The sequence below is a fragment of the Acidimicrobiales bacterium genome (assembly GCA_041394245.1).
Classification (GTDB): Bacteria; Actinomycetota; Acidimicrobiia; order Acidimicrobiales; family Aldehydirespiratoraceae; genus JAJRXC01.
Genome location: JAWKIR010000003.1, coordinates 617,089 through 641,478, shown reverse-complemented (window position 1 = coordinate 641,478; position 24,390 = coordinate 617,089). Strand labels below are relative to the sequence as shown.

The 24,390-nt window shown below is 68.4% G+C and carries 29 protein-coding genes, 2 tRNA genes and 1 pseudogene; 21 read left to right on the top strand and 11 right to left on the bottom strand.

Features of this window, described 5'->3' with window-relative positions; genetic code table 11:
* The first annotated feature begins 4 nt into the window (after positions 1–4).
* Genes R2707_17745 through R2707_17735 form a run of 3 tightly spaced genes read left to right on the top strand, consistent with a single transcriptional unit; the run spans position 5 to position 2,607 of the window.
* Positions 5–634 carry an acyltransferase gene (locus R2707_17745; GenBank protein MEZ5246940.1) on the top strand — a complete coding sequence of 210 codons (630 nt, stop codon included), beginning with the start codon at positions 5–7 and terminating at the stop codon, positions 632–634.
* A 29-nt stretch (positions 635–663) separates the two neighbouring features.
* Positions 664–1,701 (top strand): hypothetical protein, encoded by a 1,038-nt coding sequence (locus R2707_17740; GenBank protein MEZ5246939.1) that lies wholly within the window; start codon positions 664–666, stop codon positions 1,699–1,701.
* Positions 1,702–1,719: 18 nt separating this feature from the next.
* On the top strand, positions 1,720–2,607 hold the full coding sequence (locus R2707_17735; GenBank protein MEZ5246938.1) for a phytanoyl-CoA dioxygenase family protein: 888 nt from the start codon (positions 1,720–1,722) through the stop codon (positions 2,605–2,607).
* Here R2707_17735 and R2707_17730 read toward each other — a convergent pair.
* From R2707_17730 to R2707_17720, 3 genes are all read right to left on the bottom strand, one after another.
* A complete protein-coding gene (locus R2707_17730) occupies positions 2,588–3,931 on the bottom strand; it encodes an acyl-CoA dehydrogenase family protein (protein ID MEZ5246937.1) in 1,344 nt (447 codons plus the stop codon). The two genes, R2707_17735 and R2707_17730, sit on opposite strands and share 20 nt — an antisense overlap.
* Positions 3,932–4,027: 96 nt before the next feature.
* Entirely contained in the window at positions 4,028–5,236 is a 1,209-nt protein-coding gene (locus R2707_17725; protein MEZ5246936.1) for a hypothetical protein, read from the bottom strand.
* 135 nt (positions 5,237–5,371) lie between these two features.
* Positions 5,372–5,794, bottom strand: coding sequence for a septum formation family protein (locus R2707_17720; GenBank protein MEZ5246935.1), 423 nt, complete (start codon positions 5,792–5,794; stop codon positions 5,372–5,374).
* 170 nt (positions 5,795–5,964) lie between these two features.
* Between R2707_17720 and R2707_17715 the strand changes: the two genes are divergently transcribed.
* The 3 genes from R2707_17715 (at position 5,965) to R2707_17705 (ending at position 7,113) form a co-directional block, all read left to right on the top strand.
* Positions 5,965–6,041, top strand: a tRNA-Ala gene (locus R2707_17715).
* Positions 6,042–6,065: 24 nt separating this feature from the next.
* The gene (locus R2707_17710) at positions 6,066–6,782 is read left to right on the top strand and encodes a hypothetical protein (protein ID MEZ5246934.1); all 717 of its coding nucleotides are present in this window, start codon (positions 6,066–6,068) and stop codon (positions 6,780–6,782) included.
* Positions 6,783–6,831: 49 nt separating this feature from the next.
* Positions 6,832–7,113: a hypothetical protein gene (locus tag R2707_17705; GenBank protein ID MEZ5246933.1), complete on the top strand. Its 282-nt coding sequence runs from the start codon at positions 6,832–6,834 to the stop codon at positions 7,111–7,113.
* 21 nt (positions 7,114–7,134) lie between these two features.
* Here the strand turns inward: R2707_17705 and R2707_17700 are convergent, their stop codons facing one another.
* From R2707_17700 to R2707_17690, 3 genes are read right to left on the bottom strand one after another with little or no spacing between them, the layout of a single operon-like run.
* Positions 7,135–8,544 (bottom strand): MBL fold metallo-hydrolase, encoded by a 1,410-nt coding sequence (locus R2707_17700; GenBank protein MEZ5246932.1) that lies wholly within the window; start codon positions 8,542–8,544, stop codon positions 7,135–7,137.
* A 52-nt stretch (positions 8,545–8,596) separates the two neighbouring features.
* On the bottom strand, positions 8,597–9,079 hold the full coding sequence (locus R2707_17695; GenBank protein ID MEZ5246931.1) for a pyridoxamine 5'-phosphate oxidase family protein: 483 nt from the start codon (positions 9,077–9,079) through the stop codon (positions 8,597–8,599).
* Between the two features lie 41 nt (positions 9,080–9,120).
* Positions 9,121–10,818 (bottom strand): NAD(P)/FAD-dependent oxidoreductase, encoded by a 1,698-nt coding sequence (locus tag R2707_17690; GenBank protein ID MEZ5246930.1) that lies wholly within the window; start codon positions 10,816–10,818, stop codon positions 9,121–9,123.
* 112 nt (positions 10,819–10,930) lie between these two features.
* Between R2707_17690 and R2707_17685 the strand changes: the two genes are divergently transcribed.
* The gene (locus tag R2707_17685) at positions 10,931–11,332 is read left to right on the top strand and encodes a CBS domain-containing protein (protein ID MEZ5246929.1); all 402 of its coding nucleotides are present in this window, start codon (positions 10,931–10,933) and stop codon (positions 11,330–11,332) included.
* A gap of 8 nt (positions 11,333–11,340) precedes the next feature.
* Here the strand turns inward: R2707_17685 and R2707_17680 are convergent, their stop codons facing one another.
* Both R2707_17680 and R2707_17675 read right to left on the bottom strand, forming a co-directional pair.
* On the bottom strand, positions 11,341–11,679 hold the full coding sequence (locus R2707_17680; GenBank protein ID MEZ5246928.1) for a YchJ family metal-binding protein: 339 nt from the start codon (positions 11,677–11,679) through the stop codon (positions 11,341–11,343).
* A gap of 68 nt (positions 11,680–11,747) precedes the next feature.
* Positions 11,748–12,548: an adenylate/guanylate cyclase domain-containing protein gene (locus R2707_17675; GenBank protein ID MEZ5246927.1), complete on the bottom strand. Its 801-nt coding sequence runs from the start codon at positions 12,546–12,548 to the stop codon at positions 11,748–11,750.
* Between the two features lie 651 nt (positions 12,549–13,199).
* Here R2707_17675 and R2707_17670 point away from each other — a divergent pair.
* From R2707_17670 to R2707_17645, 6 genes and pseudogenes are all read left to right on the top strand, one after another.
* A pseudogene (locus R2707_17670) lies at positions 13,200–13,577 on the top strand (thrombospondin type 3 repeat-containing protein).
* Positions 13,578–13,900: 323 nt separating this feature from the next.
* The gene (locus R2707_17665) at positions 13,901–14,599 is read left to right on the top strand and encodes an MOSC N-terminal beta barrel domain-containing protein (GenBank protein ID MEZ5246926.1); all 699 of its coding nucleotides are present in this window, start codon (positions 13,901–13,903) and stop codon (positions 14,597–14,599) included.
* Positions 14,596–15,231, top strand: a complete 636-nt coding sequence (locus R2707_17660) for a hypothetical protein (GenBank protein MEZ5246925.1) — start codon at positions 14,596–14,598, stop codon at positions 15,229–15,231. Before R2707_17665 ends, R2707_17660 begins: the two co-directional genes overlap by 4 nt.
* Before the next feature lie 16 nt (positions 15,232–15,247).
* Entirely contained in the window at positions 15,248–16,387 is a 1,140-nt protein-coding gene (locus R2707_17655; GenBank protein MEZ5246924.1) for a hypothetical protein, read from the top strand.
* Between the two features lie 10 nt (positions 16,388–16,397).
* Positions 16,398–16,649: a hypothetical protein gene (locus R2707_17650; protein MEZ5246923.1), complete on the top strand. Its 252-nt coding sequence runs from the start codon at positions 16,398–16,400 to the stop codon at positions 16,647–16,649.
* 109 nt (positions 16,650–16,758) lie between these two features.
* The gene (locus R2707_17645) at positions 16,759–17,043 is read left to right on the top strand and encodes a cell division protein CrgA (GenBank protein ID MEZ5246922.1); all 285 of its coding nucleotides are present in this window, start codon (positions 16,759–16,761) and stop codon (positions 17,041–17,043) included.
* 38 nt (positions 17,044–17,081) lie between these two features.
* On the opposite strand, the gene dcd is transcribed toward R2707_17645, so the two are convergent.
* A complete protein-coding gene (dcd, locus tag R2707_17640; GenBank protein ID MEZ5246921.1) occupies positions 17,082–17,648 on the bottom strand; it encodes a dCTP deaminase in 567 nt (188 codons plus the stop codon).
* Positions 17,645–18,370, bottom strand: a complete 726-nt coding sequence (locus R2707_17635; GenBank protein ID MEZ5246920.1) for a thymidine kinase — start codon at positions 18,368–18,370, stop codon at positions 17,645–17,647. Before R2707_17635 ends, dcd begins: the two co-directional genes overlap by 4 nt.
* A gap of 98 nt (positions 18,371–18,468) precedes the next feature.
* On the opposite strand from R2707_17635, the gene R2707_17630 reads away from it, so the two are divergent.
* The 3 genes from R2707_17630 to R2707_17620 are packed head-to-tail and all read left to right on the top strand — an operon-like array spanning position 18,469 to position 20,460.
* Positions 18,469–18,903 carry a pyridoxamine 5'-phosphate oxidase family protein gene (locus tag R2707_17630; GenBank protein ID MEZ5246919.1) on the top strand — a complete coding sequence of 145 codons (435 nt, stop codon included), beginning with the start codon at positions 18,469–18,471 and terminating at the stop codon, positions 18,901–18,903.
* Positions 18,900–19,802, top strand: coding sequence for a universal stress protein (locus R2707_17625; GenBank protein ID MEZ5246918.1), 903 nt, complete (start codon positions 18,900–18,902; stop codon positions 19,800–19,802). The genes R2707_17630 and R2707_17625 overlap by 4 nt, the downstream gene beginning before the upstream one ends.
* A gap of 4 nt (positions 19,803–19,806) precedes the next feature.
* Positions 19,807–20,460 carry a response regulator transcription factor gene (locus tag R2707_17620; GenBank protein ID MEZ5246917.1) on the top strand — a complete coding sequence of 218 codons (654 nt, stop codon included), beginning with the start codon at positions 19,807–19,809 and terminating at the stop codon, positions 20,458–20,460.
* A 10-nt stretch (positions 20,461–20,470) separates the two neighbouring features.
* Here R2707_17620 and R2707_17615 read toward each other — a convergent pair whose 3' ends face one another.
* Positions 20,471–20,908, bottom strand: a complete 438-nt coding sequence (locus tag R2707_17615; protein ID MEZ5246916.1) for a hypothetical protein — start codon at positions 20,906–20,908, stop codon at positions 20,471–20,473.
* Positions 20,909–21,055: 147 nt separating this feature from the next.
* Between R2707_17615 and R2707_17610 the strand changes: the two genes are divergently transcribed.
* The 5 genes from R2707_17610 to R2707_17590 all read left to right on the top strand — a co-directional run bounded on the left by R2707_17610 (position 21,056) and on the right by R2707_17590 (position 24,301).
* Positions 21,056–22,054 (top strand): PAS domain S-box protein, encoded by a 999-nt coding sequence (locus tag R2707_17610; GenBank protein MEZ5246915.1) that lies wholly within the window; start codon positions 21,056–21,058, stop codon positions 22,052–22,054.
* Positions 22,030–22,509: a hypothetical protein gene (locus R2707_17605; protein ID MEZ5246914.1), complete on the top strand. Its 480-nt coding sequence runs from the start codon at positions 22,030–22,032 to the stop codon at positions 22,507–22,509. Before R2707_17610 ends, R2707_17605 begins: the two co-directional genes overlap by 25 nt.
* 22 nt (positions 22,510–22,531) lie before the next feature.
* Positions 22,532–22,602, top strand: a tRNA-Gly gene (locus R2707_17600).
* Positions 22,603–22,723: 121 nt separating this feature from the next.
* Positions 22,724–23,056, top strand: a complete 333-nt coding sequence (locus tag R2707_17595; GenBank protein ID MEZ5246913.1) for a hypothetical protein — start codon at positions 22,724–22,726, stop codon at positions 23,054–23,056.
* A 123-nt stretch (positions 23,057–23,179) separates the two neighbouring features.
* Positions 23,180–24,301: a hypothetical protein gene (locus R2707_17590; protein MEZ5246912.1), complete on the top strand. Its 1,122-nt coding sequence runs from the start codon at positions 23,180–23,182 to the stop codon at positions 24,299–24,301.
* Positions 24,302–24,390: the final 89 nt, after the last annotated feature.

Below are 24,390 nucleotides of genomic sequence, written 5' to 3'. Positions count from 1 at the left end.
CCCCGTGGCCCTCTCCCTCGGTGTACGACGACGGGTTCGCCGGGCCACCGGGGAAGGCGTGCACCGGGCGTGGCGCTTCGTGCAGTCACGCGGTGCGATCCATCCCGACTCCGCCCGCAGCGAGCGATTCGGCCACATCGGGGCCGGGAGCATCATCGCGTTTCCGCCCGCCGCGCTCTTCGGCGAGCGCGGCATCCACATCGGCGAGGGAACGCTCGTCGCTCCCTGGGCGACGTTGAGCGCCGGCTACCCCGGATCCGAACATCTCGTTCCTCCCCGTGCCCTCGTGATCGGCGACCGCTGCGTGATCGGTCTGCGCACCGGTATCACTGCGCACCAGTCGATCGAGATCGGCGACGACGTGTGGTTCGGCCAGGACGTGTTCGTGACCGACGCGAACCACGGGATGGACGACCCCGACATCCCGATCGGCCGGCAGATCGGCGATGCCCGTCCGGTACGGATCGGCAGCGGCAGCTGGCTAGGCCACGGTGCCGTCGTTCTTCCCGGCGTGACCATCGGCCGCCACGCGGTCGTCGCCGCCGGCGCAGTGGTCCATCGCGACGTTCCCGACCACGGCGTCGCCGCCGGCATCCCGGCGAAGGTCATCAAGATCCTGCACGACCAGCACTGAACGCCGCGTCGTCGCCTACGATCCGAGCCGTGCGCATCCACAAGTTCAGCTCGACGGACGCCTTCGTGGCGATCGATCTCGACGATGCCGAGGCGTCGTCCGGCCCCGTTCGATGGGCCCGCAAGGTCCTCCAGGGCGGGGCGCAGGATCTCGCCCGATCGCAGACCTACACCTACGCGGTGCTCGGCATGAAGCGCGGCGGCGCTTCGGGGGGGATCAGCGCGGAATGGGCCGACCGCGACGCCGCGGTCGCCGCCTTCGTGGCCGAGGCCGCCGAACTGGTCGCCGCCGGCACCTATCTCCCGGATGCGGCGAAGGGCGTCGACGAAGCCGACCTGGCGCCGCTGCGCGCCGACGACCAACGCGACACGGACCGGTTGGCCGACGGATCTCCGTCGTTCGCCGACCGGTGCGAAGGTCTCAGCGCTGCAGTCACCGCGCATCACGCGGCCTCGGGCCTCAGCGGCAAGACCATCGCCATCGAGGGGTTCGATCGCAGCGGGGGCGCGCTCGCGGCAGCCGCCATCGAGCGGGGCGGCCTCGTCACGTCGATCGCGACCGCGACCGGCACCGTCACCAACCCGGCCGGGTTCGCCGCGCAGGACCTGATCGACGGTTGGGCGGCCAAGGGCGCCGACATGGTCGAGGAACTCGGCGAGGTCGGCCATCCGATGTCGATCTTCGGTTCCGGTGCGCAAGTGTGGTTCGTCGGATCGAAGATGGGGGTCGTCGACCACGAGGTCGCCGCCCAGATCGGTGAGGCGAGCGCGGTCGTCGCCTCGGGCCGAGTCCCGCTCACCGCCCGGGCCCTCGCCGTGCTGCGAGGCGCTGGGGTCGCGGTGCCGGCCGACTTCGTCGCGCTGGCCGGCTCGACCCTGGCGCTGTGGGGCGACCCGAATCGGACCGAGGCCGAGATCCTCGCGGGCATCAACGAAGACATCGGCGACATGACCGCCGAGTTCAAGATGCACGACGACGGTCCCTTCCTCGCCGCCTGCTTCGAGGCGGAGGGCTTCCTGTCGAGCTGGCAGGAATCGCTGCCGTTCGGACGTCCCCTGGCCCCCTGACACGGGCAATCCGACCCCGTGTCGCTCCCGTCGCTCGATCAGCCGTTCGTGCTCGACCCCTCGACGATCGACGGGTTCACGGTCGACGGGCACTGCTGTGTCCGCGGGCTGGCATCGGCGCAGGAGTGCGCCGCCTACCTCCCCGAGATCCGAGCCGGCGTCGATCGCTGGCATCCCGCACCGGCGCCGCTCGACGAACGGGACACCTACGGCAGGGCGTTCCTGCAGGCGATGGCGCTGCGCTCGATCCACGAACCCACCCGGGGCTTCGTCGACTCACCCCGTTTCGCCGGGGTCGCTGCCCAGCTCATGGGCGTCGAGGGCGTTCGGCTCTATCACGACCAAGCGCTCTTCAAGGAGCCCGGGGGCGGCCGTACCCCGTGGCACCAGGACCAGAACTACTGGCCGCTCGACACCGACGACGTGGTGACGATGTGGATGCCGCTCGTCGACCTCGACCCCGCGGTGGGTTCGATGACGTTCATCGACGGCTCGCACCGCGACGGCGACATCGACGCGGGCGAGATCTCCGACGCGAGCGATGATGCCATCCAACGATCGATCGACGAGGGCCGTCGGCCCACGACCACCTACGGTCCGCTCCGGGCCGGCGACGCGACCTTTCACCGGGGCTGGACCATCCACTCGGCCGGCCCGAACCCGACCGATCGGATGCGCCCCGTCATGACGATCATCTGGTTCGCCGACGGCGCTCGCGTCACCACCCCGAACCGCCCCGAGCAGCGGTTCGACCTCGAGACCTGGCTCGGCGGTGCCGAACCCGGCACCCTCGCCGACCGCGACACCAACCCCCTCCTCTGGCCCGCCACACCGGTGTCAGACACCCGCCACAGCGGTGTCAGACACCCGCCACAGCCGCGACGGATCAGGGGCCCGAGAAGCTGAAGGTCGCGTCGTCGTCCCACATCGCGGTGAACGCCGGGTCGGCGTGTGAGGTCGGGTTGAGCGGGATCTCGAGACCGTCGTAGCTGGACAGCTCGGCGCGACCGACGACCATCCAGTGGACCTCGTCGGGTCCGTCGGCGAGACGGATCGTGCGCTGGCTGGCGTACATCCCTGCCAACGGTGTCCACTGCGAGACGCCGGTGGCGCCGTGCATCTGGATCGCCTGGTCGATGATCTTGCAGACCCGCTCGGGCACCATCGCCTTGATGGCGGAGATCCAGATACGAGCTTCCTGGTTCCCGAGCGTGTCCATTGCCTTGGCCGCTCGCAGCACCATCATCCGCATGGCTTCGATCTCGGCGCGGGCCCGCCCGATGATCTCGGTGTTGCCGCCGAGCTTGGCGATCGGCTTGCCGAACGCCTCGCGGGTGAGGCCACGGCGACACATGAGATCGAGCGCCTTCTCGGCCGCACCGATGCCACGCATGCAGTGGTGGATGCGGCCCGGGCCGAGACGCAGCTGGGAGATAGCGAAGCCCTCGCCTTCGTCCCACAAGATGTTGGACGCCGGTACCCGCACGTCGGTGAGGCGGATGTGCATGTGGCCGTGGGGAGCGTCGTCCTGCCCGAAGACGTGCATCGGGCCGAGGATCTCGAGACCGGGCGTGTCCATGGGGACGAGGATCTGCGACTGGCGACGATGCGGCGGCCCGTCGGGGCTCGTCTGACACATCAGGATCATGATCTTGCAGCGGGGATCGCCGGCCCCGGAGATGTAGTACTTCTCGCCGTTGATGATGTATTCGTCGCCGTCACGCACCGCCTGGGTACGGACGTTCTTCGCGTCGGACGACGCCACACCCGGTTCGGTCATGCCGAAGCAGCTGCGGATCTCGCCCCGCAGCAGCGGCTCGAGCCACTGCTCCTTCTGCTCCGGGGTGCCGACACGCTCGATCACTTCCATGTTGCCGGTGTCGGGCGCCGAGCAGTTCAGCGACTCGGACCCCAGCGGGTACTTGCCCAGCTCGACCGCGAGATACGCATAGTCGAGGTTCGACAGACCCTGGCCGGTGTCGGGCAGGAAGAAGTTCCACAGCCCCCGGGCCTTGGCCTCGTCCTTGGCACCTTCGAGCAGTTCGAGCTGGCGATCGGTGTAGGACCAGCGGTCGGCGCGACCCTCACCGGCCTTCGCGAACTCTCGCTGCATCGGCTCGACGACCGTCTCGAGGAACTCGACGACCTGGTTGAAGAACGGACGACTCTCCTCCGACATCCGCAGGTCGAAGTCGTCCATCGAATTGGTCTTGAGCGCACGAGAGTCCATGGCAGCGATACTGCCACTTTCTCGACGAGGCCGACCATCGCAGGAGGTCCCGGCGCCGCCACGAACGGATGCAATCGGCGCCAGTCCGCCGGTCGATCACGTACCGAATCGGACTTGGACGTGCCGGCGCCTCGCCGCGATGTCGGACTGTCGTTCGGCCGCCGTGACACGAGGGACATCGGGTCCGAGCACCTCGTCCAGCTCGTCCCACCGCACGAGACGCGCCACGGGCCGCTCCTGGGGGTCGAACGCGGTTTCGATCGTTCCGTCGAAGCGCAGCACGATCGACCCCCGCGGGAGACCCGTCGTGTCGAGCCAGTTGGCCACACCCGGGTCACGGTGCGCCACGACGAAGGTGAACGAACCATCCGACCCCGGCCGGGCCTGATCGCCGGTAAGGCTGGTCTGGCGGTTGGCGTACTCGAGCGACGACCACCAGAGGTCGGCCAACTGGATCCCCTGGTAGTTTCCGCTGGCCGGCCACGTTGTGATCACGAGGGCGTCGTCGTCGCCCAACTCCCAGTGCCCGAACGCCATGAAACGCCCGGCGACGCCGCCCGACGCGCCGGGATCCATCGGCACGCCGATGGTGTTGGGCGGCATGGCCTCCACGTTGAGGTTGCGCACCATCTCCGGCCAGATGTCGACATGGCGGCCCACCTCCCGGGCGGCGGTGGCCAGGCGGTCGGCCAGTTCGGCGGGTTCGAGCCGCGGTCGGAGATCGCCCTCGTGGCCCATGCGGTCGATGTGGATCTCGCCCATGCCGGCGTCGGTCCAGGCGCCGTACACCTGTCGGACCAGGATCCTCGTCGCGTCGGCCGGGTTCTCGATCCAGTTGCCGGGCCGTGGTTCGGGCGAAGCGATCACTTCGAAGGTCCCGTCCGGTGCCACCACCAGATCTTCGTGGGCGAGGAACCCAGCCGATCGGCCTCCGCTGCCGAAGTCGTAGGGCGCACCCGCGTAGATCTGGAGCTCGACGCGGCGCTCCGCGCCCATCCGCCCCCAGATCCGGTAGGTCTCCCCGCCGTCGATGCGGGAGATCAGGTAGCGCTGATCAGGATTGTCGGCGCCCTCCCGTGTCCGCGGGTCGAGCACCCGGAAGGTCGGGAAGGCGGCATCGTGGATCACCTCTTCCTCGAGGCGGGAGAGCAGCAGATGCACGAGGAACGCGTAACCCCCGGCCCGGTTGGCCTCGTCGGCATAGAACGGGTGGGCGCGGACACGCTCCGCCGCCGAACGCAGCTCATCGAGGAGACCGTCGAACGCGTCGGCCAGGCGGCGGGAAGGCTCGGACATCTCCGTCATGGAGGAAGTCTCGCGCCACGCGTCTCGCCACTCGTGGTTCGTCTCATGACCGGCGATCCCGTCGAGCGGTCCGTCGTGAGCTTCGACGGGTGGTCCCCCCGGGCCCGGTCACCGGACCCGGGGTCGAGCCGATCGTCAGCGGTTGGAGCCGAGCACGGAGCCGGTGACCTGTGCCACTTCGCCGTCCTCGTCGGGTTCCGCGCTGTAGCAGATGACCTCACGGTCACCGGCGTCGAAGCTCTCCGTGGTGGGCGTGATCGCGAACGCGTAGATCGCCGACTCCTCGAAGGGCAGGCCGATGGCCTCTTCGAAGCGATCGATACAGCCCTGGTTCATCGAGTCCTGCGAGGGCAGCGTGTCGCCGATGTTCCAGACGGCGAAGACCTCGTGCTCGTGCGGCTCGGAACAGTCGACGAGCGGGACGTCAGAGATTTCCGTCGCCTCGACCGAGGTGAAACAGTCGCCGACCTTGAGCGAGAAGACATTGCCTTCGTCACCACAACCACCGGCGAACAGGGCGAACACGAGGCCCAGCAGGACGATTCGAGTGAGTTTCATGATCTTGGGAGTTCCTTTGTGTGTGCAGGGGTGTGTGTGCAGGGGCGACGTGCTCGCCGTCCTCGCCGCTCCGTCGCGACGCACCCTCCCACAACGTTCGGTCGTGAACCGCCGGAATTGATGGATCCCCGACCACGGCCACTCTTCGCGGCGCTAGCCTCCATGTCTCCGGGGCTGTAGCTCAGTTGGCTAGAGCACCTGCTTTGCAAGCAGGGGGTCGTGGGTTCGATTCCCATCAGCTCCACCACATTCGCCCGCGAGGTTCGCCGACGTGACTGACGACCGATCCCGCCGGGCGTTGCAGCACCGACTCGGCGACGAGTTCGGAGATGCCGACATCGCGGCCAGGATCACCGCCGCGATCGCCGACGACACCATCGACCGGCTCGTCGAGCGGACCGGCGGCGACATCGCCGGCTCGGATCTTCTCTCGTACCGCGCGCCCCGCATCGTTGCCGATCGGGTCGACAGCTTGTGGGTTCTGGCCTTCGGCTACCGCCTCGCTACGCACCGTGCGCCCATCCAAGCCGGCGAGATCCCCCCGATGACCGAGCTGGAACCGGGGCCGGTGAACGAAGCGCTGGCCCACGCTGCTGCGGCATTCGTGGCCGACCATCCGGTGCCGGTCGTCGCCCAGTGGGAAGTTGCCCGGGTGCTGCACGATCTCGGGATCACCGATGCCATCTCGGTCGAACCCGACCAGGCGAGCGACGGCTCGATCGTCTACCTGAGCACCGCCGGCGTGATCGACAAGGGACTGCGCCTGGCACGCGAGGCCGGTGTCGGCATCGGGTTCGCCGGCGTGATCGGTCACGCCGACCACGCGCGACGGTGTGTGCTCACGGCCACCGCCGCCGGACTGGATGCCGCCGTGCCCGACGGCATCCGACTCCCGCCGGACTACGACCCGGAGTCGGGTCAGCCCTGGACCCGCAGTCGGGTCGACTTCATTCCCGTGGATCTGCTGGCTCGTTCGCTGACGGCCTGAACCGTCGGATCACGCCCCGACCGCGGTGGGACGTTCGACCCTCGTCCCGATGGCCATCACGGCGGATGATGCAGCCATGGCCACATGGAAACCATCATCGATCCCTCGGCCAGTCATCGTCATCAGTGCGGGCGCCGCAGCGGCCGGGGCTGCATGGAAGCGATTCCGGCGACGGTCCCGTCCCGACCCCGTCCATGCCCCCGGCCACCGCCACCGCAAGGCCGCGCCGAACGTCGACGACCCGCAGCTGGACGACGTCGCGGGAGACCGTGACCAGCCGTGGGTGCGCACAACCCACAGCGACAGTCAGCAACGGCGCTTCCGACGCTGAGTGGTTCCGACATCCGCCGGCTCAGAGAATCACCTTCTCGAGGGGCTTCGGCGCGACGGCGACCCAGTCGAGTTCCGACGAGATCCGCTCCACGAGCGCTGCGCTCGCCGACGTCGACCCGTGGACCACATAGCAGCAGTCCGGTTCCGACTCGGCGGTGCCCAGCCAGTCGATGAGTTCGTCGGCGTCGGCATGGACCGAGAAGCCGTCGAGCACCTCGACCTCGGCCCGAACCGGCACATACCGGCCGAAGATCTTGATCGCCCGTTCACCGCGTTCGAGCCGATCGCCGCGGGTGCCCTCGGCCTGGAAGCCCGTGAGCACGACGGCGTTGCGGCGGTCGGGCAGGAGCCGGGCCAGGTGGTGCAGCACCCGACCCCCCGATGCCATCCCGGAGGCCGAGATGATGATCGACGGGTAGGTGAGCTCGGCAAGTGCCTTCGATTCCTGCGTGCTCCGACACTCCGTGATGCGGCCCGTGTCGAATGCGCCCAGCGCCTCGACCCCCGGGCGCAGTTCGAGCGAGCCGGACTCGATCGCCTCGCGATAGACGTCGAGCACGGACAGCGCCATCGGGCTGTCGACGAAGATCGGCAGATCGGGGATCTCGCCGGCGGTCTCGAGCTTCTCCAACGCGTGCAGCACCACCTCGGTGCGATCAACGGCGAACGCCGGGATCACGATGGTGCCGCCGCGGCCGGCGGTGTTGCGGATCACTTCCGCGAACCGGGCGATCTCGCCCTCGTCGTCGGGATGTGCACGGTCGCCGTAGGTCGACTCGACGATGATGACGTCGGCGGCCCCGACCGGCGCCGGAGGGCGTAGCAGCGGATGATCCGGTCGTCCGAGGTCGCCGCTGAAGCGCAGGCGCGTCACCTGCCCATCGGCCGCGTGCAACGAGAGATGCACCGTCGAGGAGCCGAGGATGTGACCGGCCGGGTCGAGGGTGCATTCGGCGTGCTCGCCGAGGGCCACCGTCGAGCCCATCGGCACCGGCGACAGGAGCTCGCACGCGGCCTCGGCGTCGGCCTGGGTGTAGAGGGGAAGCGCGGGGTCGTGTTTGCTGGAACCGACGCGGTTCGCGTAGGCGGCCTGCTCCTCCTGGAGCCGTCCGCTGTCACGCAGGAGGATCTCGATCAACGCCGCGCTCTCGGCGGTACATGTCACCCGGCCGTGGAACCCGTAGCTCACGAGCCGCGGGAGATAGCCGCTGTGGTCGATGTGGGCGTGGGTGATGACCACCTCGTCGATCGTCGCGCGGTCGACCGGGAACGGGCCCCAGTTGCGGAGCCGATCGGCCTTCAGGCCCTGGAAGAGACCGCAGTCGACCAGGATGCGCCGGTCGGGCGCGTCGACCAGGAACCGGCTGCCGGTCACGGTGCCGGTCGCTCCGAGGAACTGCAGGGTGGGCGATGTCGGCCGGTTGCTCATGGTGGCGATGGTCTGCCCGCGCGGGCCTGGGGCTCAGTGCCGAACGTCCCGTTCAGTCGTTGCTCCGCCACACCAGGAGACCCTGACCGTCGAGCATCGCCGACCCGGGCATCACCCGCAGACGGTACGGATCGAGCTTCCAGCCGGAGAATGCCGGCGAGCCGGGGCCGTCGGCCCACGGCGGGATGATGGCCGGGTCGTAGCCGACGGGGTCGGGCCCGTCGGCGAACCGGCGCCACAGCGCCTCGCGTTCCTCGTCGGCGATCCACTCGGCATGGCACTCGGCCGTGCAGGTGTCCTGGGTCGGGTCCCAGTACGTCAACGAGACGCGCCGATCGGCCGCCAGGCCACGAGTCTTGACCGGGGTCGGCCCGGTGGCGACCCAGCCGGTGAGCCGTTCGCCGTCCCACTCCCAGATCGGGTGCAGGATCCTGGTGCGGGGGCCGCCCCCCGGGTCAGCGGTGGCGACCGTGCACCACACGATGCGATGCGCCATCTCGAGGAAGGCGGGTCCGATGACATCGAGTCGATCCATGCCAGACCCTGCCACGTCGCCGCGGTCCTCCGCCGGACACGTCAGCGCCGGTGACGCGTCAGCCGCTTCTCGCGCTGGGCGGCGGCGACATCGGCACGGCGGGCCCGCAGCTTCTCGCCCCGGCAGTACTCGAGCGGGTCGAACCCATCGGGATCGGCGGGGATCGTCGCCGGGTCGATCAGCTGCTCGCCGAGGAACATCTCGGCGATGAGCGGGCGGCCGAGGATGTCGCTCGCGCAGAACACGCCGCCGCTCATGGCGCCGGCGATCCCGTGGCCGCCGGCGGTGTTGGCCCCGACCACCCAGAGGCCGTCGATCTCGGTGCGGTACTGGGGCCGGTTCACGCCGCTCTGCTCGGGCGAGTGCATGTAGCCATAACTCGTGCCGCCCGAACTGTGGGTGTAGCGCTCGTGGCTGAGCGTCGTCGCCATTTCACAATGGACGATCTCGTCGCGGAACGGCCCGAGGACCTTCTCGGCCGCGTCGAGCAGCAGGTCGGTCAGCTCCTGCTTGCGGGCCCGATAGGTCTCGTTCCGCCGGTACGCACCGCCGGCGGCCGGCCCTTCATCGACGCCCCAGTAGTCGTAGCCCCGGGGGGCGAGGGTCATGATCTGGAAGTTGGTCTGACCGGGTGGGCACAGCTCGAGATTGCCCGGGTCCTTCCGGGAGGCCATGGCCACGTAGGCGAAGGGAACGTCGCCGTCGGGCAACTCACCACCGTCGAGGGTCTCGTAGAGCTCGTCGGTGCGATAGTCGGGGAACACGAAGTAGTTCGTGTTGGGTCCGTCCATCTCCTTGTCGACCACGACGTAGACACAGACCAGCCCGAGCGTCATCTGCGCTTCCTCGGCCCACGCGGTGGTGGCCGGGGCGAGATGTTCGGGCCCGACGAGATCGGTCACCATGCGGCGATAGTCGCCGTTGCCCACGATGATCGGCGCCCGGAGCACGTCGCCGTTGTCGAGCACCACCCCGGTGGCGACACCGTCGTCGACGACGATCCGGCGCACCGGCGACAGCGTTCGCACCTCACCCCCGGTCGCCTCGACCGCCTGGACCAGACGGGCCGCGATCATCTGCCCACCGCCCTCGGGGTAGTAGGCGCCGCCCATGTAGTGGCCGATCATCCGGGCGTGCATGATCACCGCGCTCTGCTTGGGACCGCCGGCATAGAGACCCGACCAGTGATCGAGCACGGCGCACGCCTCCTGCGACAGCTCCGCTTCCTCGAAGAGCTCCGAAAGGGGGCGGAACGCCCACCGGTCGAACGTCTCGCGGTCCTCGCCGAACATCAGGCGGCTCTCCTCCGCCACGGTCCGCAGGACGTGCATGGCGCGCTCGATGCCGGCCCGGTCGGCCGGGAACCGCTCGATCAGGCGCCGCTCGTACTCCTCCCACCCGGCCGGGACGCGGAACTCGAAGTCGGGGAAGTGCAGCGTGTCGAACCCGTCGGGGTCGAGCTGACGGAAGCGCATCCGATCACCGACGCCCAGCGCGTGGAAGATGTTGGTGAACAGGCCGCCCGGTCCGCATTCGCCGATGTAGTGGACGCCGACATCGAACTCGTACCAGTCGTCGCCGTGGTGGCGCCGGAAAACCTGGGTGTTACCGCCGGCGACGTCGTGGCGTTCGAGCACGAGGACCCGCCGGCCGCTGGACCCCAGACAGGCGGCCGTGGTGAGCCCCCCTGGTCCGGAGCCGACGACGATCGCGTCCCATTCCTCGCTGGTGGTCTCCATACGGCGCGTGTCCTTCGTCGTCGGCCGGCGCGACCGTAGCGCGACGCACCCTTTGGCGGGACAGGACCTACGACCCTCCCACGGCGGGGCGCGCCGGTCCTAGTGTCGCCTCATGTCAGAGCACGCGAGCAAGATCGACGCCCTGAGTCCCGTGGCCGCAGTGACGGCATTCGACATGGAGACGGCGAGCCCGTCCGCCGATCTCGAGACCCTGGCCCGGCACATGTCGCGCAACGACGTCGGTGCCCTGGTGATCGAGGATCACAACGGTGAGGTGGCGATCCTCACCGAGCGCGACATCGTGCACGCGATCGCGTTCGACGTCGACGCATGGGCCGTCGACGTGATGACCCGCGACGTGATCGAGGTGGCATCGACCACGACGATCGCCGATGCGGCCGAGACGATGCGGACGGCCGGTGTGCGGCACCTCCTGGTGCGCCGCGCCGATGGTGCCCTCGGCATCACCTCGATCCGCGACCTGCTCGGCCCGCTGGTCGACACCGTCGCCTGACCGTCACGTCAGTCGCCGGCGGCTCCGTCGAGTGCCCCGGCGACATAGACCCAGCGTCCGTGCTCGCGACGGAAGGTACTCCGCTCGTGCAGTCGACCCGTGACGCCATCGACGTCGTAGTGCGCGCGGAACTCGACCACGCCGGTCGCCGCCAACTCGCGACCGTCGACCACCGACAGGATCTCGAGGCGCGTCCACCGCCGGGCCGGGTCGACGCGGATCTCCGACGGTCGAGTCTCGGGCGCCCACGACCTTTCGAGATGGTCGACGTCGCCGACCGCGAACGCCGTGAAGCGGGATCGCATCAACGCTTCGGCGGTCGCTGCCGGACGGGAGCCATCGAGCACCGGACCGCAGCATTCGGCGAACGAACGACCGCTTCCACACGGACACATCGGCCCGTCGGTCGACGTGGTCATTCGTCGCGCCGGGCGGTGTCCGGCGAGGCATCGATGTCCCACCGCACCGAGAGCAGATGCCGCGGCTGCGCGATCCCCTTCAGCGTCACGAGGCCGCGATCCACCAGGATCGCCGGGTCGGCGCCGTCGGCGACCGGTTCGGTGACCACGATCTCGTCGGGTGCGGCGACCTCGAGCAGCCGGGCGGCGGTGTTGACGACCTGACCGAGCACGTCGTCGTCGCCGTGGACGGCCTTCCCCTGGTGGATGCCGATGCGCACCGGAGGCAGGGGTGCGCCCTTGGCGCGTTCGTCACGGCAGCGCAGTTGCAACGCGGTCGCGCATTCGAGAGCGGATCCCGGATCGTGGAACCGGACGAAGAACCCGTCGCCCTGGGTGCTCACCTCCTTGCCGCCGTAGACCGCCATCAGCTCACGAACCGTGCGGCGATGGTCCCTGACGAGCGCCGCCCACGCCTCGTCGCCGAGACGCTCGTTGGTCTGGGTGCTCCCCGACAGGTCGGTGAACATGGCGACCACGTGCCGCTTGCCCGCGCGCTTCACCGCGCCCCGGGGACCCGAGCGGCGGCGCCGGGGGACCAGCCGCCCGACGACGACGGCGAGGTGCATGGCGACGGCCGTTCCCCACAGGAGCCAGAACCAGACGGGCCAGAAGCTCAGGGTCAACGCATCACCGGGGGTCCGGCCGTAGTCCTTGAGGTCGTCGACCGTCCCCGCGGTCAGCAGCACCCAGACCAGGGAGATCGTCGAGCAGGCCGAGAGGTAGATGAGGGCGTGTGTCACCCAACGACCGATCACGGCAGGAGTGTAGGTGACCCGACGACGCCGCTCTCACCGACGTGCACATCACCATTGACAGCCACTCTATGTGGCGAGCAAACTCTCCCCAGTGGTGAAATGAGATCCGGATGATCCGGATCTGCACTCCTTGGGGGGAGAACAATGAACACGAATCGTGTCCGGTCACGCCGGACTCGTCTTGCGGTGACCCTGTCGATGGTGACGGCGATGCTCCTTGCGAGCATCGGGGTGGCCAGCGCAGCACCGACCGTGAGCGCGACCGGTACGACCAACGTCGTCGGTGGCAGCGTCATCAGGGTGACCATCGACGGTGCCGGCGGCTACGACGGTGCCGCCCTGCTCGCCGTCACCGCGTGTGGCAACGCACTCGCCAATGGGACGCCGATCCCGGCGGCCGATCAGGCCACCCGCGGCGCCGACGACTGCTGGGGTCTCCCGGAGATCGCCAACGTCAAGCTGGTGAACGCTCCCGTCGACGGCACCGACTACGTGATCGACTATCCGTGGATCAACACCGGTATCGGGATCAACGACACCACCTGTGTCTGGCCCGGCAACTACCCGTGCGCGATCACCATCTCGGCACTGGATGCGACCTTCACACCCTTCGGTGATCCCATCCAGATCGCCGTGGTGCCGCCGATTCCCGACACCGACGGTGACGGCATCAAGGACGACGCCGACAACTGCGTCAACACGGCCAATCCGACCCAGCTCGACACCGACGGTGACGACATCGGCAACGCGTGCGACCCCGACATCGACGGCGACCAGGTCGACAATGCCGACGACAACTGCCCGAACACGGCCAACGCCGACCAGCTCGACACCGACGATGACGGCATCGGCGATGCCTGCGCCGACGACACCGACGGTGACGGCGTGAGCAATGCCGACGACAACTGCCCGTCGGCGGCCAACGCCGACCAGCTCGACACCGACGATGACGGTGCCGGCGACGAATGTGACGACGACGACGATGGCGACGGCGTGAACGACGACGTGGACAACTGCGTGCTCATCGCCAACCCGGACCAGGTCGACGCCGACGGCGACGGCTTCGGCACCGAGTGCGACGACAACGGTGACGTCGCCGCCGTGACCACGACCGCCACGCCCACGACCGCCGCGCCGACGACGACCGTGGCCACACAGGTCCAGGGCGCCCAACAGCTGGCGGTCACCGGCTTCGACGAGGCACCCGCGATCGCTGCGGCCCTCGCGCTCATCATGATGGGTCTCGGCATGACCACCATCAAGCGAGGCCTGAAGGACTGAGGACTCCTCGGGTGGGGGCACTCGCCCCCACCCGAGGCAACGTCGCCCGGCGACGGCGCTACCGTCGCCGGGTGCGAGTTCTGGAGATCTGGCGATATCCCATCAAGTCCGTCGGCGGCGAACGACTCGAGTCGGCCGATGTCGGCGAGACCGGCATCGTCCACGACCGGGGATGGGGTCTGGTCGACGATGCCACGGGCAACGTGCTGACCGCCCGGCGCGAACCCCGGCTCCTGTTCGGTTCGGCGCGCATCGTCGACGGCGCTCCCGTGGTCACCATCGAATCCGGTGACCAGCTGCGCACCAGCGACGACTTCTCCGAATGGCTCGACCGCCCCGTGACCCTGGCCTCGGCCGCCGGCGCCGAGGGCGGGACCTACGAGAACCCGCTCGACTTCGAGAACGACACGGACTGGGTGAGCTGGCAGGGCCCGGGGGACGCGTGGCACGACAGTTCCCGCAGCCGCGTGTCGCTGGTCAGTCGAGACTCGCTCGGCGACTGGGACGTGCGCCGATTCCGGGCCAATCTCGTCGTCGACGGGTCGGGTGAGGACGACCTCGTCGGTGCCGACATCACGATCGGGTCGTGTCGCCTCACAGTCACCAAACCGATCAGCCGTTGCGTGATCGTCACCCGACCCCAACCCGACCTCGATCGGGACCTCGACGTGCTGCGCACCGTCAACGCCGAGCGGAACTCGACGCTCTCGATCGGGGCGGTCGTCTCCCGGCCCGGCACGATCGGCATCGGCGACGAGGTGCGCTCGTGATCCGGACCCTCTGCATCGCCGCTGCCCTCGTCGTCATCGCCGGCGCCTGCGGCGACGACGCGGGGCCCGAAGCGACCCCCGAACAGGCCGAGGCCATCGGCACCCTCATCGATGCCGACCTCACCGACGACGAACAGCGCTGCATCCTCGAGGAACTCATCGCCACCGGCATCGAGCCGCTCGCCATCGTCGATGGGACGGTCACCGGCGACGAGGACGCGGAACTCCTCGCCATCGCGGTCACCTGCGTCGAGGACCTCGCGAGCGTGCCCGCCTTCGTGCAGAGCGTGATCGACGCATCGGCCGAGGCGGGTACGGCGATCACCGAAGCCCAGGCGATCTGCGTGATCGACAGGATGGCCGACGATGATCCGGTGTCCGCCGCCGCCGATTGCATCGAGGGCGCCGGCGGGACAGACGGCGGCGACACGAGCGGCGATCCGATCGACACCTACGGCGACGACCCCACGCTCGACCTGCTCTGGGACGCCTGCGAACGCGGCAACAACCAGGCCTGCGACGAGCTCTACACCTCGGCCCCACTCGACAGCGCCTATCTCGACTATGCCCGCACGTGCGCCGGCCGGCTCCCCGACTCGGTCGGCCTCCGCTGTTTCCTCGACCTCGGGTAACGGCCAGACTTCGCCGATGCCCGTCCACGTCGCCACGGCGATCCGCACCCCGTTCACTCGCGTCGACGGCGCCCTCGCCGGCTGGCATCCGGTGGACCTCGCCGCAACGCTCATGAACGCCGCCGAGAAAGTATGGGGGTCAGACACCCATACTTTCTCGGTCGATGAGGTGTTCGTGGGTTGCGCGGAACCCGTCGGGGCGCAGGGGGCCAACATGGCGCGGGCGGCGATCCTGGCGGCGGGGTGGCCCGACCACGTGAGCGGCATGGTCGTCGACCGCGCCGAGACGAGCGGCACCGCGGCCCTTCACGCAGCCGCAGCCGCCATCGCCGCGGGGACGATCGACACGGCCATGGTCCTCGGCGTGTGCAGCGCATCCACCGTGCCGCCGGGCGCGTCGGCGCTGGCCCGTACCTACGGCCGACCCTGGGGCGACGGCCCGGCATCGCGCGTCGAACACGAGGGAGGCCTCTTGCCCGCCCCCGCGGCGGCCGATCGGGCCGCGGCCGCTGCGGGGATCTCCCGCGCGGCCCAGGACGAGTGGGCCGCAGCCAGCTTCGAACGTCGGGCCATCCTGTCTTCTCCATCGGTGACCGCGATCGACGCGCGTCCCGGCGAACGGGTCGCGGTCCAACGAGGCACCCCCATCACGCACGACGAACCGAGGGAGCAACCGGGCGATCCGTCGGCAATGCCGCCGAGCTTCGATCCCGACGGGGCCGTGACGGGCTTCTCGTTCGCGCCGCCGGCCGACGGCGTCACCGCGATCGTGCTGACCCGCGAGCCGGTCGGCGCCGAGATCATCGGCGTCGGTCGCTCGGCCGGCAGCCCACTCGATCCCACCGGCGCGATCTCGTCGGCTGTCGATCGTGCGATCGGCAGGCTGACCAGGTCGGACATCACCCGCTGGGAGATCGGCGAGCCGACCGCAGCAGCCGTCCTGCTCGCGATCACCCGCCTCGGCATCGCCCCGGCCCTCGTCAACCGGGCCGGCGGCAGCCTCGGTGTGGGCGATGCCGGCGCCGCGGAGGAGCTGCGCCTCGTGGCTGATGGCATCTCGTTCGCCGCCGGTTCGGCCGCAGACCCCGGTGATCTGCTCGTCGCCGTCGCCCACGGTCCGGGGGGCGCCGCCGCCACGCTGCTGCGCTGCCCGTAGGCTTGCCGTCGTGAATGTCGTCAACGTCGTCATCGCGGTGCTGGTCGGCTACCTCATCATGCGGGTCGGACTGGCGATGCTGCGGGGTCTGGCCCAGCCCGTCCCCGAGCCCCCGCCCGCAGGTGAGCTCCGCAAGGTCAAGATCGCGTACCGGTGCAGCATCTGCGGTGCCGAGGTCCGCATGACGATCGCTCCCGACGAGGACCCACAGGCGCCCCGGCACTGCCTCGAGGACATGGATCTCGTCGCCCCGATCGAGTGAGCGTTTCATCCACAGCCTGTGGACAAACCGGGGGATAATCACACAGGTGTCATTTCCGTCCTGGGTCGCCGGCCGTCGAACGAAACCGTCCACCCTCTAGAGTCATGGCATGTCGCAGAAGCCAAGCAAGCGTCGCGTCTCGGGCGGCCGGGTCACCCCGAAGGGCACGCACCCCGACGGCTACACCCCCGAGACGTTCTCCCACACCGGCGGCGGAGATCTCCCTCCCAGCCCCCCATGGGTACCGGTGCTCATGTTCGGGCTTCTCGGCCTCGGTGTGGCGACGATCCTGCTGAACTATGTCGGCTCGATCTGGGACACGTCGAACGCGATCCTGCTGCTCGGACTCGGCATGATCCTCGGCGGCATCATCACCGCCACCCAGTATCGCTGAACCCTCAGGTTGTCCACAGGTCTGGGGAAAGCGCCGACCTATTCGTCGAAGTTCTCCCAGTAGCGACTCGGCATCGGCCCCTGCTGATGCTTGTACTTCGAGCGCAGCTCACCGGAACCGTAGGGAACGTCGGCCGGGGTGGTCATCTGCTGGAACGAGATCTGCCCGATCTTCATCTGGGGATAGAGCGTGATGGGCAGGTTGGCGACATTGCTCAGCTCGAGGGTGAGCTGACCGTCGAACCCCGCATCGACGAAGCCGGCGGTCGAGTGGATGAGCAGACCGAGCCGCCCGAGCGACGACTTGCCCTCGATCCGGGCGACGAGGTCGTCGGGCACGGCGATCCGCTCGAGGGTGCTCCCGAGCACGAACTCCCCAGGGTGCAGAATGAACGGCTCGTCCTCCCCCACCTCGACCAGCTGGGTGAGCTCCTCGAGGTTCGCCTTGACGTCGATGTGACTCATCATGTGATTGCGAAAGACCCGGAACCAGCGATCGAGACGCAGGTCCACCGACGACGGCTGGAGCCCCTTGGGGTCGAGCGGGTCGATCACGATGCGGCCGGCATCGAGCTGTTCGCGAATGGAGCGGTCGGAGAGGATCAACGTCGGCTGGCTTTCAGAGGTGTGGGAACGGCATCGGGATCGACCTCGACGGGTCCGCTGTGGTCGAAATCATCGGTATCGGATCGCGCATCGTCGACACCGAGCAACTCGAGCTGGGACCCGCGGGCCTTGCGAGCGCCGTCGATCCAGTGCGACCGGCACAAGAGGTCGTAGGTGACCTCACCCGACGTCGGTCCGGACGTGTCGCCCACGACCTTCAACTGGCCCGAGACGACCTGGCGGCCGTCGACGAAGCGGGCGTTGTGGGTGGCCCGGGCTCCGCACCAGCAGCGGGCCTCGACCTGGATCTCGATGCGCTGGTCGGCGAGCTCGAGCATTCTCGCCGTTCCCGGGAACAGTTCACCCTGGAAGCTGGTGAGCAACCCGAAGGCATACACATCGACTGCCAATTCGTCGACGACCCGAGCGAGCTGCTCACACTGCGTCGGCGTGTAGAACTGCGCCTCGTCGGAGATGACCGCGTCGACACTTCCCTGTCGCGCCATGCGCCGACGGACCAGTTCGAACAGGTCGGTGTGGGGCTCCACGACCTCGGCATCGGCCGAGACGCCGAGACGGCTCGACACCCGACCCTCGGACCGGTCGAGCTGCGTGGTGAGGATCGTGTGGAGCCCGCGGGCGCGCAGATTGTGGTGGATCTGCAGGGCCTGGGTCGACTTTCCCGACCCCATCGTCCCGAAGGTGAATCGCAGTTCGGCCATCGGACGGCGACCCTACACAAGAGCGGGCATCCCGACACCGGCGGGATTCGGGACGTTGGTCCTTGCCGCGTTCCGACTCGGGTGTCAATGATCGGAGCATGGCCGGTTCTCGCGACACTTCTCCTCTCACGTCCCTCTCCGAGGCGGTGTGCTGGGAACGGCTGCACGCGCATCGCGTGGGTCGGATGGCCGTGGCCGTCGGATCCCAGCCCGACATCTTCCCGGTCAACTACGTCATCGAAGACGGCGAAATCGTCATCCGCACAGCCGAGGGCACGAAGCTCGCCGCAGCGATCATGGGCGGACGGGTGGCGTTCGAGATCGACGAGCTCGACGGCGATTCCCAGACCGGATGGTCGGTGGTGGTCCACGGCACCGCCCACGAAGCCCGAGGACTCCTCGATGTCCTGCACGACAGCGAGATCGACACCTCGCCCTGGGCCGATGGCGCCAAGGAACGGGTCCTTCGCATCGCCCCCGACGAGGTCACCGGTCGTAGCATCGGTACATCGCCCACGGAGGTGCCCCAATGACCACGAACGACACGAACACGACCGACCGCCACGGCATCATCGTCGGGGTCGACGGCAGCGACGCATCGCAGGCCGCGCTCGAATGGGCCGCCGCCCGCACCGATCAGTTCGGCCCGGTGCGACCCGTCCACTCGTGGGACTACCCGATCTCCGTCTGGGCACCGAGCCCCTTCGGGCCGGGCATGGCCCCACCCGCCAACGAGATGGCAGCCGCGGCGCAGGAAGCCGCCGACAAGCTCGTCGCCGACCTCGGCGACGACATTCCCCACGAAGCCCCGATCGTCGAGCATGGCGATGCCGGCTCGGTGCTCGTGGAGGCCGCCCGTGATGCCGAGCTGTTGGTCGTCGGCACACGGGGCAGAGGGCCCGTGCGGGCCAACGTGATCGGATCGGTGGCTCGCCACTGCGCCGACCACACGCCCGTACCCCTCGTCATCGTCCCCCACCACGATGAGTTGGTCCCCGCTGGTCCCAGCGAACGCATCGTGGTCGGGGTCGATGGTTCCGACAGCTCCCTCGCCGCCTTGCGATGGGCGATCGAGAACGCCCCGGCCGACGCGACGATCAGCGCCATCTCGGCCTGGCAGACACCCGTCGACGGGCCGATCCTCTACGGCGTCAACCGATTCGACCTCAAGGCGCTACGCGCCGCCGCCCAGGCGACGGTCAACGAGGCGGCCGACCGGGTCTGTGGCGAACTCGGCGTCGACGGCTCCCGCGTGATCCGTGAGATCGCCGAGGGCGACCCCCGCTGGGTGCTGCTCACCCAATCCGAGACCGCTGACCTCCTGGTGCTCGGCCAGCGCGGACGCACCGGCCTCAGCCACTTCTTCCTCGGCTCGACCACCACAGCCCTCGTCCACCGGCCCCACTGCCCGACCGCAGTGATCCCGGGCTGAGGCCGTGCCGATCAGAGTCGCGCTGCTCGACGATCACGAGATCGTGCGTCACGGCGTTGCCGAGCTCGTCAACGCACAAGACGACATGGAGGTCGTCGGTCAGGCCGCCACCGCCCACGAGATGCTCAAGACGGTCGCGGCGACGGCACCCGACATCGCCGTGCTCGATGTGCGCCTCGGCGACGACGACGGCAACGGGATCGCCGCCTGCCGCGAGATCCGCAGCACCCACCCCGGCACCCAGTGCCTGATCCTCACCTCGTTCGAGGACGACGCCGCCCTGGTCGACGCCGCGCTCGCCGGTGCGGCCGGCTACGTGCTGAAGCAGATCCGCGGCAACGACCTCATCGACTCGATCCGCAAGGTGGCTGGCGGTGCACAGCTGCTCGACGCCGCCGAGACCCGCATGGCGATGCAGCGACTGCGGTCCACCGAGGTCGGCGCGCTCGAGGAACTGACCGACAAGGAACGCCGTGTCTTCGACCTCATCGGTGAGGGTTACTCGAATCGCCAGATCGGCGAGGAGCTCTACATCGCCGAGAAGACGGTGAAGAACTACGTGTCGAGCGTGCTCGCCAAGCTCGGGATGGTCCGCCGCACCGAGGCGGCCGCGCTGGCCGCCCGCCTCGAAGAACGTCAGAAGCGCAAGTACCTCTGAGCCGGCCGGCTCAGCGAAGCACGCGGTCGACGGCGGCGAGCAACGTCTCTCGCGTCATCGGCTGCGGGATTGCGACGCATCCCTCGAGCTCCTCGGCATACAGGGCGATCCGCGCCTTCGGCATCTCCACGATCACCGGAATGTCGGCATGACGTGAGCGCCAGGCTCGCAGGACCTCACGGTCGTCCTCGTCGGAGATGTCGAGTCCGAAGAACACGACGTCGGCATCCTCGGCACGGGGGCAGTCGGCCCCGGATGTCAACGGGCACTGGTGGCCTCGGTGATCGTTCGGGCCTCCACAGGTACTCACGTCGTAGTCCTCGGCGGCGAGCAGGTTGCTCACCGCGACACCGATCGACGAATCGTGATGCTCGATCAGCACCCGGGGGCGGTGCCCGGTGGAACGCCACGGCGTCGGTTCGAGATCGGGATGGCGACGCCACGACACCGGACTCCATCGGGATGCTCTCGAAACTGTTGATTGCGACACGGACCGCTCCTCTCGTGGATTTGCCCACTTTCCGCGCGGAATCGGCGACCGCAAAGGGTCGAACGTCCCGCGGCACATCTCGGCGAGCATGGCTACGGTGGAGCCGTGACCGAGTCGTTCGAAGGCCTCGACGCCCGGGGAATCTGGGAGAGCATCCCCGACGGGATGCTGCTCGTCGAAGCGACCGGCAGCATCCGGCTCGCCAATCTCGAGGCCGAGCGGATGTTCGGCTACGCCGAAGGGATGGTCGGCCTCTCGGTCGATGATCTCATGCCCGATCCGTACGCGGGCGGCCACAAGGCGCTCCGCGAGGGATTTCACGAGCGCCCCCAGCGGCGCACGATGGGTGCCGGGCTCCGCCTCGAGGCCAAGCGAGCCGACGGGACGGCGTTCCCGGTCCAGATCTCGCTGTCGCCGTTCGGTGCCGATCTCGTCATCGCCGCCGTTCGTGACGTCACCGATCTCGCCGCGGCCGAGGAACGCCAGATCGATTCGGCCCGCCGGCGCATCCTCGCCGAAGACCACGAGCGCATCGCCAAGGACATGCACGACACGGTCATCCAGGAGCTCTTCGCGCTCGGGATGAGCCTCCAGGCCGCCGGGGCCACCATCCGCGACCCCGAACAGGCGGCGAGAATCGAAGCCGGCGTCAACACCCTCGACGACGTCATCCGTTCGATCCGCGCGCTGATCTTCGACATCCGCAACGACAAGCAGGCGAACGACCTCCGGGTCCGCGTCGTCGAGATCGCCACGAGCCTGATTCCCTCGCTCGGATTCGAGCCATCAGTGGCGTTCCACGGTCCGGTCGACCGGGTGCCCGACGAGCTGCACGAACACATCCTCGCCGTCGCCCGCGAGAGTCTCACCAATGTCGCCCGCCACGCGGAGGCATCAGCGGCATCCGTGGAGGTGACCGTCCGGGACGGCGCCGTCACCGTCGTGGTCAGCGATGACGGCATCGGCATGCCCGAACAACCGTCGCGTCAGAGCGGTCACACCAACCTCGCCGAGCGGGCTCGAATGACCCGCGGCAGCTTCTGGGTCGCCGCCCACCCCGACGGCGGTACGACCGTCGAGTGGCGCTCGCCCATCGAGGCCTGACCGTGCTCGATCAGATCCGAGCACTCCCTCCCGTCACCTGGCTGCGGGCGATCCCCTTCACGCTGCTCGCCGCGCTCGCCATCGCGATCCCTTCCGATCTCGTCAACACGTCGCTCTTCGGCCGCCCCGTCGATCCCCGTGGCATCGACTACGTGGTCCTCGCCGTGACCGCCGCGCTCATCGGGACCATCCTCGCGATCCGCCCCGAACAGGCAACCGTTCGCGACGAGCAGGACCAGACCCGCACGGTCTGGGGCGGGTTCGTCTCATTCCTCGCCGTCGGCTGCCCCGTCTGCAACCAGGCCGTCGTCGCCCTCGTCGGTACCTCCGGCGCCCTGAGCTGGTGGGCCCCGGTACAACCCGTCGTCGGACTCCTCGCCATCGCGCTGCTGGTCCACACGCTGCGGCGCCGCCTCGACACCTACCGCCTCGCCGCCTGTCCGATCCCCGCCTGAGCCGCTACGATCAGCGGTCTCCGCGGGTGTAGTTCAATGGTAGAACATCAGCTTCCCAAGCTGAATACGCGAGTTCGATTCTCGTCACCCGCTCTCTACAGCAACCCTGCTATTCAGGGGTTTCGGGCCCGATTCGCTGGACGAGAGCGACCGACTCCACGAGCTGCGGATCGACCTCGCAGACGCAGGCCGACTCAACGCTCGGCGACCCGAGATGGAGAGCCAGCTACACGACGTCGACTCGCAACTGACCGACGACCGGAGGATCCGCACCCACCAACTTCGACGTAACCGACCCGAGCGTGTCACCGACGTGATCGGCCAACGGCCCATGAAGGGCGATCGCATCCGAGCATGGGACAACGCAATCGGCTGCCTCGATCAGCACCAATCGGCCCATGGCCTGACCGCTGGCCTCGGACCAACCCAAGGCAGGAGCGTCACGGGAGGGTTCCTGCACAGCCGAGCACTCGCCGCATCGACGGTGTACAAGCTCACCCAGGACAACGGCATCAGCCACGACAACGCCATGCGCATCGGACGTTGACCAGGCGATGAAGCTCATCGGCTCTGCAACGGAGCAGTCGCCGATCAACAGGGCCAGCCTGACGCAGTGAACAGCAGGACACCCTGAGCTGTGCAAACACCCCAACGGACCATAATGGTCGCCATGCATGCCTCGACTCGCACAGCAGGAGCCATCCTCGTCACACTGCTCATGGCCGGCGCTTGCGGAAGCGACGACGTTGAAGCAACGCCATTGCCCACTTCCGCGTCGACATCGACAACAACACTCTCCGGCGAGGACACCTCGACTGATAGCGCTTCTCCGGAGCCAGGAACCGATGACGACGGTGCGAGTGATGCGAGCACCGACCCGACTGATGAAGTCGACGCTGTGACGCTCTGCACCGCCGCGCCCCGATCGACGACCACACTGATTCCGTCGCCCCCGTGGTCGGATGGTGTTGCGAGGACGCTCGAGCTACGGATCGGCCGCGAAGACTCTCGTCGGGAGCTACCAGACGGCCTCAGCAGGACCCCGGTGCAGCTCACCGTCGAAGACGATGACGGCGATGGATGGACTTTTCTTTGGGCGGCAGAGCCAACGCTGCTTGACGATCTCGGGATTCCGGCGGAGCTTCTCGACGAAGCCGCACCGCTACTCGCCGAGGTGCCTCCCCAACGAATCCGTTACCGAATTGGAGGGGAGCGTGCGTGGCTGGGTGTCACGAATCCTGACGAAGTTCGTCAGGCAGCGCTCGACACCATAGACATCCTGGGCGAGATCATCCCGGCGGAGGATCTCGCCCTCGAACAGACCCGGCAGCTCTTCGCAGGCATGCCTGACGAGGCCCTCACACAGATCTTCGCTGAGGAGCCTCAGGTGCTTCACTCATTGGAGGGGATCGAGCTCGCAGTCGATGAGGTTCTGGAGTTCCGCGATCTGCTTCCCAACACCCTCGGCGGCGAACCCTTCCCCGCAACCACGACGATCGAGATCCTCGACCTTGTCGACGATGACGGCTGCGTCGCAATTCAGGTGCGCGTCGTGCCTGACGCCGAGGCCTTCATCCCAATCCTCATGGAGAGTCTCCGCCAGGCGTTCCCGGCCACAGCCACCGACACTGAAATAGAAGACGCTGCGGAGTCATTCGAGATCGAGAACCTCATCCTCGGCCAGTACGACTACGCGTCCGGATACTTCCGCAGCGTTACGGCCACACAGCGGATATCCGACGGGACAAGCGAACGCGTCGACACCAAGATCATTTCAGACGTCACAGACTGAAACGGGCGAGAACCGGGCGCACCTACACCAAGCCTCGCCGACTGGTAGTGCAAGCTTCGTGCCTACAACGTGCCTAGAACATCGGGGAA